9 protein-coding genes are annotated in these 13,077 nt (G+C 62.1%); all 9 read left to right on the top strand.

The genetic code is table 11. The annotated features are described in order from the left end of the window. The first annotated feature begins 33 nt into the window (after nucleotides 1-33). The 9 genes from tssC to tssM are packed head-to-tail and all read left to right on the top strand — an operon-like array spanning nucleotide 34 to nucleotide 13,073. Entirely contained in the window at nucleotides 34-1,425 is a 1,392-nt protein-coding gene (tssC, locus tag AC02Y0_RS22470) for a type VI secretion system contractile sheath large subunit (RefSeq protein WP_476384313.1), read from the top strand. Beyond that, nucleotides 1,422-2,243 carry a type VI secretion system accessory protein TagJ gene (locus tag AC02Y0_RS22465; protein WP_476384312.1) on the top strand — a complete coding sequence of 274 codons (822 nt, stop codon included), beginning with the start codon at nucleotides 1,422-1,424 and terminating at the stop codon, nucleotides 2,241-2,243. The genes tssC and AC02Y0_RS22465 overlap by 4 nt, the downstream gene beginning before the upstream one ends. Beyond that, entirely contained in the window at nucleotides 2,236-2,769 is a 534-nt protein-coding gene (gene tssE / locus AC02Y0_RS22460) for a type VI secretion system baseplate subunit TssE (RefSeq protein WP_476384311.1), read from the top strand. Before AC02Y0_RS22465 ends, tssE begins: the two co-directional genes overlap by 8 nt. After that, on the top strand, nucleotides 2,762-4,543 hold the full coding sequence (gene tssF, locus AC02Y0_RS22455) for a type VI secretion system baseplate subunit TssF (protein WP_476384310.1): 1,782 nt from the start codon (nucleotides 2,762-2,764) through the stop codon (nucleotides 4,541-4,543). The genes tssE and tssF overlap by 8 nt, the downstream gene beginning before the upstream one ends. 13 nt (nucleotides 4,544-4,556) lie before the next feature. Beyond that, nucleotides 4,557-5,576 (top strand): type VI secretion system baseplate subunit TssG, encoded by a 1,020-nt coding sequence (tssG, locus tag AC02Y0_RS22450; RefSeq protein ID WP_476384309.1) that lies wholly within the window; start codon nucleotides 4,557-4,559, stop codon nucleotides 5,574-5,576. Beyond that, the gene (locus AC02Y0_RS22445; protein WP_476384308.1) at nucleotides 5,566-6,756 is read left to right on the top strand and encodes an FHA domain-containing protein; all 1,191 of its coding nucleotides are present in this window, start codon (nucleotides 5,566-5,568) and stop codon (nucleotides 6,754-6,756) included. The genes tssG and AC02Y0_RS22445 overlap by 11 nt, the downstream gene beginning before the upstream one ends. Continuing rightward, nucleotides 6,746-8,086 carry a type VI secretion system baseplate subunit TssK gene (gene tssK / locus AC02Y0_RS22440; protein ID WP_476384307.1) on the top strand — a complete coding sequence of 447 codons (1,341 nt, stop codon included), beginning with the start codon at nucleotides 6,746-6,748 and terminating at the stop codon, nucleotides 8,084-8,086. The genes AC02Y0_RS22445 and tssK overlap by 11 nt, the downstream gene beginning before the upstream one ends. After that, a complete protein-coding gene (tssL, locus tag AC02Y0_RS22435) occupies nucleotides 8,083-9,606 on the top strand; it encodes a type VI secretion system protein TssL, long form (protein WP_476384306.1) in 1,524 nt (507 codons plus the stop codon). The genes tssK and tssL overlap by 4 nt, the downstream gene beginning before the upstream one ends. Continuing rightward, a complete protein-coding gene (gene tssM, locus AC02Y0_RS22430) occupies nucleotides 9,603-13,073 on the top strand; it encodes a type VI secretion system membrane subunit TssM (RefSeq protein ID WP_476384305.1) in 3,471 nt (1,156 codons plus the stop codon). Before tssL ends, tssM begins: the two co-directional genes overlap by 4 nt. Nucleotides 13,074-13,077 lie beyond the last annotated feature (4 nt).

Raw genomic sequence — 13,077 nt, 5'->3', positions numbered from 1 at the left:
CCCGTGCCTCCCTTCAGCGCGAGGCACCGAACCATGCTTGATACGTGTTTGGATGTGCGACGGCGGATCGATCAACTGATCCATCTGATCGACGTGCGTCTCAACAGTCAGGTCAATGCGATTTTGCATCATCCCGATTTCATGGAGATGGAAGCGCGCTGGCGTGGTCTTGCCATGCTGGTGCGCCAAGCCCAGCAGGGCGTAGACGTGAAGGTCAAGATCCTATCCATCTCGTGGTCGGAATTGTCGCGCTCGATCGAGCGAGCGGCCGACTTCGATCAGAGCCACTTGTTCGAGCTGGTCTACAATCGCGAGTTCGGCATGCCGGGTGGCGAGCCGTTCGGGCTCCTGATCGGTGACTACCACCTTTCGCCGACGGAGCCTGCCGGAGGCGATGCCGTTGGAACGCTGGGCCAGATCGGGATGGTGGCTGCGGCTGCCTTCTGCCCTTTCGTTGCAGGAGCCACGCCGCAGGCGATCGGCCTGGAAAGCTTGTCTGAACTCGACCGGGTGCAGGATCTGTCCTTCCTGGCGACCGATCCACGTCGCCTCAGATGGAACAGCCTGCGTTCGGCCGAGGACGCTCGGTTTTTGGGTCTGGTGGCGCCACGCATTCTCATGCGAGGACCATGGGCACCGTTTTCGCGGAAAAGAGACGACCTCTTCCCGTTCACCGAGACGGTCGCCGCCGATGGCAGCACCCTCGTATGGGGCAATGGCGCCTTCGCCTTCGGGACCATCGTCATCCGAAACTTTATCGAAAGCGGCTGGTTCGCTGACATCAGAGGTGTCACCCAAGACGGGGTGGACGGTGGACTGCTGTCCCAACAGCAGCTTGCGCCGCTGGAGCTCGGCATTGAAACGAATGGACTGTCTGACCAACCGCCTGTCGAATTCCGGCTTTCGAGCACGCAGCAACAGCAACTGAGCGAATTCGGCGTCATCGCGATCGGAACGACCTACCTGACGGCCAATGCGATCTTCAACAGCAACCCGTCACTGCATGCCCCGGCACGTTACGCCACCGAACAGGCGTTTATGAACGCTCGGCTCGCCGCAATGCTCCAATACGTGTTGTGCGCATCGCGCTTCAGCCACTTCCTCAAGACCATCATGCGCGACGAGGTCGGCCAGATTTCCGACGCCCGGTCGCTGGAACGCCGGCTCGATGAATGGCTGAGCGGTTACACCCTCGGCAATGACGATGCCGACCTGCTGCTGCGCATCCGCTATCCGCTGCGTTCGGCGGGCATCACTGTTTCGGAGATACCTGGCAAACCCGGATCTTTCAGCTGCACGGTTCGCCTGCAGCCGCACTTTCAGCTCGACGACATCTCGACCAGTTTCCACCTCATCGCCGAAATGGCGAAAGACACCGCCGGCCCTGCGACAGGCTATGCCGGACGGGAAAGGATTTCCGCATGAGCTTTTCCAACGAGATCGATGTCCTTCTTCGCGAGAACGATCTTTCGGCGGCACTGGAAGCCTGCAAGGCCAAGCTCAAGGCCGTGCCCGCCGACCGCGAGGCGCGTCATGTCTATATCGACCTGTTGATTGTTGGCGGAGACTATGAGCGAGCGGACAACCAATGCGGTGTCGTTGCTAGACTTGATCCGTCCCAGACTATGGGCCTTGCCATGTTGCGGCACCACCTGCGTGGCATGGCGGCGCGCGACGCGTGGTTCGAAGCGGGTGCACTGCCGCAGTTTCCGGGCGGTCCGACCGAACTTGATACCATCGCGCTGCGGCTCGGCGTCGCCCATCGCGCAAAAGACCGCAACGCGACGGAGGCCGCCCTCGCCGTCCTCGAAGACGCGCGCGGCGAACGCAAGGTTCTGATCGACGGCGTAATGATCGAAGATTTTCGCGATCTCGACGACCGAATTCCGCATGCCCTTGAGGTGATCATGAGCGGCGGCTCCTATCTCTGGGTCGATCTCTCCCGGGTCCACAGCCTCGAACTCGAACCCCTTCGGCGTCCGCGGGACCTCGCCTATCGACCAGCGCAGCTCACCTTGACAGACGGCGCGACGGCGCCGGTCCTGCTGCCGGCTATCTATCATGGAACTGGCAAAGAAGACGCCGCCGGATTGCTGGGCCATACCACCGAGTGGCTGGACACGTCGACCGGGTTGATCATCGGGTCCGGACAACGATGCTTCCTCGGTGGCGAAGCGGTCCTACCTTTGCATGAACTCGGCGCGCTGACCATGATGACCATCGCGGAGGCCGTAGATGGCTGATCCGCTCGACATCTACCGGCCCCGGGAACGGGAAGTTTCACGCTCGATCCTCGATCGACTGCTGGACGACGCACCCTACAGTCCAGCCGATCCGCCGATCAGCTTCGTTGAACAGATCCGCCAGATGCGCGAAGCCATCCGGCGCGATCTCGAAGCCTTGCTCAACACCCGCCGTCCCATTCGCACCCCACCCGGCCAGCATACTGAATTGCAGGATTCGCTGCTTGCATTCGGCGTCGACGGGGCCGTTTCGGCCAACCTAATTTCCGACGAGGCGAAACTCTCCCTCGCGCGTGGGATTGAACGCCGCATAGCGCGCTTCGAGACCCGGCTCGATAATGTACAGGTCACCATTCTCAAGAGCCGCGCCATCACCGAACGGGCCCTGCGCCTGCGCATCGAGGCGACGTTCCGACTGCACGAAGGAATGCCTCCGATCAGTTTCGAGTCCACCATCGATCCGGCAACACAGCGCTTCCGGGTCGAAGGCGTGTCGACGCTTTCGCAGGGTGACAGCAATGGCTGACGGATTTCTCGGCCGATACAACGAGGAACTTGCAGCGCTGCGTCAGCGTGCGGGACGCTTCGCGCGGGCCTTTCCCAAAATCGCAGGACGGCTGCGCATATCCGGCGATGTCGCGGACGACCCTCATGTGGAGCGACTGATCCAGAGCTTCGCCTATTCTGCCGCCCGCATTCGCCAGAAGCTGGACGACGAGTTTCCGGAACTGACCGACAGCATGCTGGAGACGCTTTATCCACATTATCTGGCACCGATCCCATCGATGACGATCGTGCAATTCGAGCCTGACCGAACTCTCGCCGGCCAGCAGACGATCCCGCGGCACAGCGAGTTGGTGGCCGAGGCGATCGGCGGTGAGAGCTGCCGCTTCCGCACCACCCAGGATGTTCGCATCGCCCCGATCCAACTCGTTGCGGCTAAACTGACAGGACAGCCGGTCGAGGCGCCACAAGCCCCGTTCCCCGGCGTCGCGGCCTGCCTTCGCCTCTCTGTCAGGACCTGCGACGAACGTATGCCGGTCTCCGCGATCGGCCTCACGCATCTGCGCATCGGCGTGGTATCCGCCTGGCAGCACGCCGTCGCAACGCATGAACTCCTTGTCAATCATGTCGCGGGCATCGCACTGGCGCGCCATGCTGACGATCGCGCGCCCATCTTCCTTCCGGCATCCAGTCTCAAGTCTGTCGGTTTTTCCCAAGAGGAGGCCATGCTGCCCTATCCGGCGCCAAGCTTCGAAGGATATCGGCTGCTGACGGAATTTTTTGCGCTGCCGCAGAAATTCCTGTTCTTCGAAATCGACGGGCTGGAAGCGTGGCAGGGCGAGCAGCTCGAAATCTTCATCTACCTGAACCAAGGGGACGCCAAGCTCGAGCGATCTGTAAGCCTGCGGGATCTTGCGCTGCATGCGAGCCCCGCCGTCAATCTTTTTCGTCAGGCATGCGAACCACTATTGATCGACGGAACACGCACGGAATATCGGTTGATTGCCGATGCAAGGCGGCAAAAGACGCGCGAGATCCACAGCCTCGAACGCGTTGTTCTGACCGACTCCGCAGGGCGACGCCAGAACTGTCAGCCCTTCTTCGGACGATCGCAGCGGACCGATACGGCCTCGACGTTCTACCAGACCTATCGGCGGTTCGACGAAGATGACAGGACGAGTGATACCGACATCGCTTTCGTGGATACCAGCAAGCGTCACGCCACACCGCTCGATTCCGTGGCGAGTATCGATGCGCTCTGCCTCAATCGCGATCTGCCGGAGCAACTCCCGTTCGGCGGAGGTCATCCCCGTCTGCAGCTTGCATCCGGTCACGAGGCGGTTGCCACGATCAATGTCTTAACGCCACCGACACCCGTGGTTCGCTTGAACGAACGCGAAGGTCGTGCCTGGCGCCTGGTCTCTCATCTGGTGCTCAACCACCTATCGATTGGCGACGGCAATGGCGGGGCGCTCAAGGACATATTGTCGCTTTACGCGTTTCGAGACGCTCCGGAAACGCGCCAGCTGGTCGAAGCCATCAGTTCTGTGCAAACAGTGCAGTCGCTCGCACGCATGCCGCATGGCGGAATGGTGCCGGGAACCGACGTGACGATCACCTTCGACCCGGCCAGGATCGACCATGCGACGGCGCATCTGTTCGGATCCTTGCTCGATCGATTCTTCGGACTTTACACTTCACTCAACAGCTTCACCCGGTTGACCGTGTGCATGCGCGGCGCCAGCGAGCCGGTCGCGCGCTTTCCCGCACGCGCAGCCGAACGTCCCTTGATTTGACGGGGTTGCGGCGATGGACATAGGCATCGGCAAAGCAGAAGACGGCCTGGCAGACCTGCTGGAGCAACAGCCCGGGCGCTTCGAGCCCGTGACGGCGTTGCGGGTGGCACAGTCGGCCGCATTCGGCGAGCTCGACGTCGGGTCACCGCCAGGGGTCGCCCCGATGCCGCTTGCCGTATACTCCTATGAGCGGAAGAGCCCCCGGCAGCGGATCCGCGCCCTGTTCGCCAGTCTCACCGGGCCCCTCGGTTCGCTGCCCCACAGCTATAATGAGCTTGTGCTGCGCGAAGAGCGGAACCGGTCGCGTGCACTTTCCGCTTTTTTCGACCTGTTCAACGGTCGGCTGGCCGAACTCTTCGCCGACGCCAGCGACAAGTATCGGCTCGCGCGTCGCCTGCGCTGGAAGGGCAATCACGAGCAGGGCGGCTTTGTGAAGGCGCTCCTGGCGCTGTCGGGACTTGGCACGCGTGATCTCGTCCGCAAGGCCGGGATAGAGCAGGAACTCGTGGTTCGCTTCTCTGGCTATTTCGCGGATCGAACGCGCCACGCGACCGGCTTGCGCTCGATGCTTGCGGATCTGACGGGTCTGCCTGTGCGGATCGAACAGTTTCGACCCCGCTGGCTTAGCATTCCTCTTCAGGAACAGACCAGGCTCGGGTCGGCGAGCGGTGCACGCCTTGGGATCAACACGACCGCCGGCAATGCCGTTCGAGATCTCGGCGGCTCGTTTCGTATCGTCATCGGGCCTCTGGGATATGCCGACTACCAGCGCTTTAGTCCGAGGGGACGCTTTATCCGCGAAGTGGTGGCGCTGACACGTCTCTATGTTGGGCCGACACTGGATTTCGACGTCCAGATCGTTCTGCAGAAGGACGACATTCCCTATTCGACGCTTGGACCCGTGGGCATGGCTCCACAACTCGGCTGGAACAGCTGGGCCCGCAGCGCCCCTGCGATCGCGGACAGCGGAGATGCCGTCGTCGCCGCGCGCACGATCGAAAAGGCAAGCGAGGAGAGCCGACATGCGTCTTGAACTCACGCCTGTCAGCGATCCGACCGGCCAGCTTCCGCGCAAGATGGTTCTGGAGCGTGGCCGGCGCTCGCTCGGCCGTGCCGCGGACTGTGACTGGAACCTGCCGGAGGGCCTGCGGTCGGCTTCGAAACTTCATTGCCTGATCGAGCGCCAGGGGGACATGTACCAGTTGATCGACAGAAGTTCGAACGGAACATGGGTCGACGGCCAGCTGATCCAGGACGGCGCGGCCGTCCCGTTGAGCGACGGCAGCCGTATTGCCATTGCCGGCATCGAGTTGGAGGTCACCATTCGCGGCCAACCCAGCATGGTGACCTCCGATCCAACCCATGACTTCACGGCGGTTGACGAACCGATGACGATCTCCGCCATCCTGTCCGACATTGCACCCGGCGGTCAGATCGCCGGCGGGATCATCGGTGCCGCCGAGACAGCGGAATTGCCAGACGGCCCCTTTGCCCGCAATCCCAAACCCGGCGGCATGTCGTCGTCACGCCATGTCGAGATCGGCTGGTCGGGCCCACCCGACCCAGGCAACTTCGGCAAGATCCTGCCTGATGATTGGGATGCCGAACCGGCATCCGATTTCAGCGATACACTCGAACACGCCTCCGCGACGCATGTTTCCATCCTGGTCGCACCGGTCGGACGACCGAAGGAACCAGAGGCGTCCGGCATGTTGGGGACCCTGGCCATTGAAGCGCCCGATCTCGCTCTGCAATCGGTTGCTGTCGAGCCGGTCTCCTCTCTCATGCCACTCGTCAGCCGGCTCGAACGGGAGTTGCTGGCCGCTCTTGCCATCGTCTCGCCCGAAGATCCCGAAGGCGAAGTCTTCGACACCCTGCACCATGGTGGGGTGACCGAAATCGAACAACGCCTGGCAAACCTCGTGCAAGGGCATGGAAAGCTGCGCTTGTCGCTGGAGCGGCTGTTTTCCGAAGCGGCACAGACATTCGATCCCCGCATGATCGAGGCCCGAGTCGACGCCAGGGCCGGGTTCTCGCTCGGACCTCTGCAAGAGCTGCGCTACTGGCGCGCCTATCGTGCCCAGTTCGATGCAAACGGCGGCAGCCGCACCGTTGCAGACATACTGTGTGCAGGCCACGAACAAAAAGGGCGAGCAGACGCGTCCCGGACGACGAAGCGCCGCGAAGAAGGAAGAATCCGGAATGAGGAATGAAAATCGCGTAGCATGGAGCGAAGGAATGTTCCTTCGCGTCCAGCACTTTCAGCAGTCGGACCGCTGGACGGAACGGCTCGTACGCAGTTCGACGGGCCCGCTCTCGCCCTATCCCTGGGGCCTGGCAGAAGTCGCAATCGATCGAAGCGCGCTTGCAATTGGCAAGTTCGCCCTGGTGTCGGTGCGGGGCATCTTGCCTGACGGCACGCCGTTCGACGCTCCCTTGGATACCGACCTGCCGCCACCACTGGAACTCGATGAAAACACCAAGAACGCGATGATCTATCTGGCGCTTCCCACCCGACAGCCGGGACGCGCCGATACCAGCGTGAACGGGTCCAACGGGTTGAACCAAGTCAGACATGTCGCTTCGGTCTATGAGGCCCCGGACGCGAATGTCGAAACAGACTTCATGGCGCAGATCGAAGTCGGACGGCTGGCGTTGCGGTTCAGGAAGACGGGTGACGAATTGGCCGGCTACGACCTGATCGGCGTCGCACGCGTGATCGAGGTGCGCTCGGACCGCGCCGTCCTGCTCGACGCAGACTACCTTGCACCGGTTCTCAATGTCGCAGCCGAAGTGAGGCTGAACGAACTGGCCGGAGAATTGCTCGGCATCGTCCGCCATCGAGCCGAAGCGATCGCAGCCCGGATCGGCGACCCGACGATCCGGGGAACTGCCGAAGTTGGCGATTACTTCCTGCTGCAGATCCTCAATCGGGCCGATCCGCTGCTGCAGCACCTGGCCGCCAACGCCACGCGGATCCACCCGATCACCTTCTACGAGACCTGCATTCAGCTTGCCGGAGAATTGGCGACCTTCACCACCGAAAACAAGCGCGCCAGCCAGTTCCCGCCCTATCGACATGAGGATCTGAAGTCGACCTTTGCCGCAGTCTTCGAAGATCTGCGCAGTTCGCTCTCGGTCGTGCTTGAGCAGTCGGCCGTTCCGATCGAACTCGCCGAGCGGCGCCATGGTGTCCGGGTCGGTACGATCCACGATCGCAGCCTTTTGCGCGATGCCGGCTTCGTGCTGGCCGTGCGGGCCGACATGCCGGCAGAAGAAATTCGTCGCAAACTGCCGGCGCAGATCAAGGTGGGCCCGGTCGAGCGTATCGCAGAACTCGTCAATGTCGCGCTGCCCGGCATTCCGGTCCGTCCGCTGCCGATCCTGCCGCGGCAGCTCCCCTATCGATCCGGCACGATCTACTTCGAACTGGATACGCAAAACCCGCTCTGGAAGCAGCTCGATACATCCAGCGCGATCGCCTTGCATGTATCGGGCGACTTCCATGAACTCGAACTGGAATTGTGGGCCTTGAGAGCATGAGCAAAGACCCCACCTCCTGGCAAACCCTACCGACGGTCGTGGAGCTGACTGACAGCGCGCAAGCCAAGCGGGCGGCTGCAAGTCGAATGACGGACCTGCTCGACGATGTCCTCGCTCCAAATGCTGCCCAGCCGTCTGGCCGTCTCGGGGCACGCGCCAATGGTGGCTGGTCGGCCGAAAAGCTTGTCCAGGCGTTTACGCTCGGCGGTGACGAGGTCCCTGCGCTCGTGCGCGCCGCAGGACCCTTGCTGAACCTGTCCCATGAAATCCGACAGAGCAATGTGCAGCCCGATATCGACGATCTGCGGCGGGTCGCCTTCGAGGCCGTCAACCGCTACGAGCGCGATCTCACCGCGGCCCGCATCAGTCCGGAGCGCGCGCGGGCCGCGCATTACATTGTCTGTGCAACCCTCGACGACGTCGTCTTAAGCAAGCCATGGGGCGTATCTGCCGGATGGGCCCGGTCTGGTCTGGTCTCCACCTTCCACATGGATGTGACCGGTGGTGAGCGGGTCTTCGACCTGCTCGACCATTTCCACCAGTCACCTGGATCGGCAAAGGACATCCTTCTTCTCATCTATCTGTCGCTATCGCTTGCCTTTGAGGGACGCATGCGCGTATCGCCGAGAGGCGGCCTCGAACTCGGGCGTATTCGAGATGGCCTCTACAAAACACTCATTGGCCAGTACGGCATCTTCGAACGCGAGCTTTCACCGCATTGGCGGGGTGTATCGGCACGCCATGAGCCACTGAGGACCTCGGCGGCACTCTGGACGCTGCTGTCTCTGGTGGCGCTGGTGTTCGCTCTCGGCTATCTCTTCTTCACCCTGTCCCTCAACGGCGTCTCGGATGCTACGTTCACGCGGCTTGCAGCACTTCCACCGCGGGGAACACCGAGCGTCGTCCTGACCACCCCACCAGCGCCGCCCGTGAAGCCCAAGCCGGAGGTTGTAGTCGACCCCCCCGCCCCTCCACCACCGCCGGCCAAGCCAGCAGAGCCTTCGCCTGTCGAAGAACTTCTGGCGTTCCTCCAGCCCGAAGTCGAAAAGAACCTGGTGACCCTGTCCGACGCAGACGGGCGTCTGCGCATCCGCATCAACAATTCCGGCCTCTTCGGTGTTGGCAGCGCCGAGGTGAGCCCCCAATTCCAGGGTCTCCTTGAACGGATCGGGGCTGCTCTCGCCGCAGATCGCTTCCGCGCCGTGGTGGTCGGCTACACCGACAACGTGCCGATCAAGACCGTACAATACCCGTCGAACTGGCATTTGTCGGAGGCCAGAGCCCGTGCCGTGGGGGATATTCTTGCCTCCTATACGGGATCCGAAGCGATCCTGACGGAGGGACGAGCCGACAGTGATCCGATTGCACCCAACGACACACCCGAGGGCCGTGAAATGAACCGGCGTACCGAAGTGATCGTCCTGACAGATCCTCGTCAACATCTGGATCGCGCCGGGATCACCGCGCCCCCGATCGCCCAGGGCGAACCGACCGCGCCGACCACAGGTGACACGCCATGAACAACCCTCTGAGCTATTTCTACACGCTTCGATCTTATGTCGAAGCCTATGCCGGTCTGATCGGGCGACGGTTCATCTCCGTCATCTGGGTGGTGGCAGTCTGTGTCGTCGTCTGGTTCTACGGCTATCTGCTGGCGTTCGGCTCCTTTAAGCCGCTGGTCAGCGTCAATGCCCGCGTCATGCTAATCGCGGCGATCATAACCCTCTGGCTGATCTACCTGGCAGTGACCGTCATTCGCCATCGGCGACGCGACGCGGCCCTCGTCGAGGGAATAGAGCAGAATGCGGAAGCAGAAGCGGCGGCGAGTCGTCAGGCGGAAGTCGGTGAAATCCATGCACGACTGAAGGACGCCCTGCAGCTCTTGCGCCGGGTCACCAAGAAGCGTTTCGGTTATATCTATCAGTTGCCGTGGTATGTGATCTTCGGCGCACCCGGCTCAGGCAAGACCACGGCGCTGACCAATTCCGGGCTAAGCTTTCCGCTTGGAGATGCTCTGGGTGCAAACTCGGTGCAGGGTATCGGCGGCACGCGCAACTGCAATTGGTGGTTTACGGATGACGCCATCCTGATCGATACGGCCGGCCGTTACACCACGCATGACGACCTGAACGGAACGGCAAAGGCCGGCTGGGAGGGGTTCCTCGGTCTCCTGCGGAAGTATCGCCGTTCGCAGCCCGTCAACGGCGCCCTGGTCACCCTGTCGATCGGCGATTTGATGGAACGTGATCCGGAGGCGCAACGCGAGGAAATTCGAATCATCCGACAGAGGCTCGCAGAGCTGGACGAACAGCTGCAGGTTCGGGTCCCAGTCTATCTTGTCCTGACGAAAGCAGACCTGCTAACTGGCTTCATCGAGTTCTTCGACAGCTTCAACCGCAGCGACCGCGAACAGGTTTGGGGCACGACCTTCTCGCTGGAAGAGAGCTACAAGATGTCCGACCTGCCCGGCCGGGTCTCGGACGAATTCGCCCAGTTGCAGGAGCGCATCGGCGCGCTGTTGCTGGAGCGGCTTCAGCAGGAGCCCAGCGCAGAGGTTCGCGGCCGGATTTTCCGGTTTCCGGCCGCCTTCGCGACCTTGCGTGAACGCCTCCAGGACGTGATCGAAGAATTGTGTGCCGGATCGAAACTTGTCGAACCGCCTCTGCTGCGCGGCATTTATTTCGCGTCGGGAACTCAGGTTTCCGAGGCGACCGCATCGGATGTGGCCCGGCCGCGTCGGAGCTACTTCTTGACCAAGTTATTCAAGGAGGTGATTTTCGGAGAAGCGTCGCTCGTCGCGCGCGACCGGCGTCTGACACGCCGGCAGCTGATGCTTCGACGCAGCGCCTATGCGGTGGCAGGGGTCGCGGTGGCTGTTGTCATGACCAGCTGGATCGCGACCTATGTCCAGAACCGCACCGCGTTGGCGAGCGCCGAACGTCGCCTCGATGCCTATGAGGATCTGGTTCGTGGGATCCCGGTCACCAACGTCTCCGACACCGATTTTCTGCGCATCCTCCCGGCGCTCGACAATCTGGCCGCCGTTCCAGCCGACTTCGAGAAGGCACGGGCGTGGCCGCTCAGTTTCGGTCTTGACCAGCAAGCCAAGATCGAAGGACGCCAGCGCGATGCCTACCAGCGCGCGCTGAACGCCCTGCTGCTGCCGAGGATGCTCGTGCAGTTGCAAAATGACATGCAGGCAAAAAGGGATCCCAACCTCACCTTCGATGCGCTCAAGCTCTATGGCATGCTGGGCGGGCTCGGACGTAGCGATCCAAGCTTCGTCGAGCGCCAGGCAGAAGGCATGTTCAGCAGCCTCTATCCCGGGGATGCGCGCGAGGCAGTTCGTGCCAACCTCACTCGGCACGCCTCGGCCTTGGCTGCCGGCACAATCCCGCCAATCGAGCTCGACAATCGCCTGATTGCCGATGCAAGGGAGCGCATCCGCTCCGTCGGTGTGGCCGATCGCGCTTTTCATATCCTGACCCAATATGCCGAGGCTCGCGCTCTCCCGGCGTGGACGCCGGCATCAGCGCTCGGTCCCCTGGGCGAACGGGCCTTTGTCCGGCGGTCCGGAGTGCCTCTGAGGGAAGGTGTCGGTGGGATCTTCACGGCGCCCGGATACCAGACGGTCGCCGCGCTCAGGCTCGATGACGCAGCGCGCGATGCGATGGACGAAGAATGGGTGCGCGGGGAAGCCAACCCACCTGAGACGACGGTCGACACGGTGGGGCAGGCGGCGATGACGCTTTACAAAGCGGAATTCGAGCGGCAGTGGCGCAGCGTGATTGCTGATCTTACGGTCAAGCCATCGCAAACGATTGCAGAAGCGGCGGAAACGACACGGATCCTTGCCTCCGAGCCTAATCCCGTCGATGCACTCCTGCGTTCGATTGCCGCCACCACCGACCTGGCTACTGCTCCGTCACTTGAAACGGCCGACAGTGGCGGCATTGCACAGGCATTCGCTGCAACATCCGCCATCGGCGGCACCGAACTCTATGCGCCCCTTCGCGAGATGCTCGCTTCTGAAAGCACGGCACCCGACGCGGAGGGGCAAACACAGACACCGATGCAACAGCTGGTCGCCAAACTCGGCGTGCTGAGCGAGCAGCTCTCGCGAGCCGCAACCTCCTCGGCAGAGCTGGCAAAGGTCTTCGATGTCGATAGCCAGTTGACGACAGCCAATCAGGATCTGCTGCAATTGGCCCGAGACCTGCCTGCACCGGCCGACACGCTGATGGCGGGTGTGGCGGCCGATATCGGCTCGCTCGCGGTCAAGTCGGCGAGAGCGGACATTGCCGAGGCCTGGCGGGCGGAAGCCGCGAACTATTGCGAAAGTGTGGTGACCGACCGCTTTCCCTTTGAGCGTCAATCCGAACGGGACGTGGCTCTCGCCGACTTCGTCCGGCTATTTGCACCCAACGGTTTGCTCAAGACATTCTTCGACAAGAAGCTGACGCCATTCGTCGACACGACGACCACTCCCTGGAGCTGGAAGGGAACTTTCGGATCGGAAGGCATTGCGAGCGAAGCCATCGCTCAGTTCGGCTACGCAGACCAAATAACCCGTGCCTTCTTTCCGAACGGTGCCGAACAACCGCAGGTCTCGATCAACGTGACACCCGTCTCGCTCAGCCAATCGGCCAATGCGGTCAAGCTTGAGCTGGGAGGCCAGCCGGTCGTCTACTTCCATGGTCCGGTCCGCTCCAAGGCCGTCACCTGGCCCTCCGCCGCAGCCGACAACAGCTCAAGCCTGACCTTCCAGCCGGGCGGTTGGCAGAATGGTGTCACGACAACCGGAGACTGGTCACTGTTTCGACTGTTCGATCGGGCCACACTGGCGGCACAAGGCAATCGCGACCTATTCCGCGCAAACTTCGAGAGTAACGGCCTGCAAGCCTCATTCGATATCCAGTTTGGCTCTGTCCTTGATCCCTTCCGCCTGCCCGCACTCGCGGCATTCTCGTGTCCCAAGGCATTTTAACCGC

It is taken from the genome of Allorhizobium sp. nf9_anc (assembly GCF_056323085.1).
The sequence above is the reverse complement of the archived record's forward strand: the minus strand, read 5'-3'. Positions and strand labels throughout refer to the sequence as shown.

Excerpts from the sequence above, each read along its gene's own strand:
- tssC (WP_476384313.1), top strand. The coding sequence starts at position 34 with ATGCTTGATACGTGTTTGGATGTGCGACGGCGGATCGATCAACTGATC.
- AC02Y0_RS22465 (WP_476384312.1), top strand. The coding sequence starts at position 1,422 with ATGAGCTTTTCCAACGAGATCGATGTCCTTCTTCGCGAGAACGATCTT.
- tssE (WP_476384311.1), top strand. The coding sequence starts at position 2,236 with ATGGCTGATCCGCTCGACATCTACCGGCCCCGGGAACGGGAAGTTTCA.
- tssF (WP_476384310.1), top strand. The coding sequence starts at position 2,762 with ATGGCTGACGGATTTCTCGGCCGATACAACGAGGAACTTGCAGCGCTG.
- tssG (WP_476384309.1), top strand. The coding sequence starts at position 4,557 with ATGGACATAGGCATCGGCAAAGCAGAAGACGGCCTGGCAGACCTGCTG.
- AC02Y0_RS22445 (WP_476384308.1), top strand. The coding sequence starts at position 5,566 with ATGCGTCTTGAACTCACGCCTGTCAGCGATCCGACCGGCCAGCTTCCG.
- tssK (WP_476384307.1), top strand. The coding sequence starts at position 6,746 with ATGAGGAATGAAAATCGCGTAGCATGGAGCGAAGGAATGTTCCTTCGC.
- tssL (WP_476384306.1), top strand. The coding sequence starts at position 8,083 with ATGAGCAAAGACCCCACCTCCTGGCAAACCCTACCGACGGTCGTGGAG.
- tssM (WP_476384305.1), top strand. The coding sequence starts at position 9,603 with ATGAACAACCCTCTGAGCTATTTCTACACGCTTCGATCTTATGTCGAA.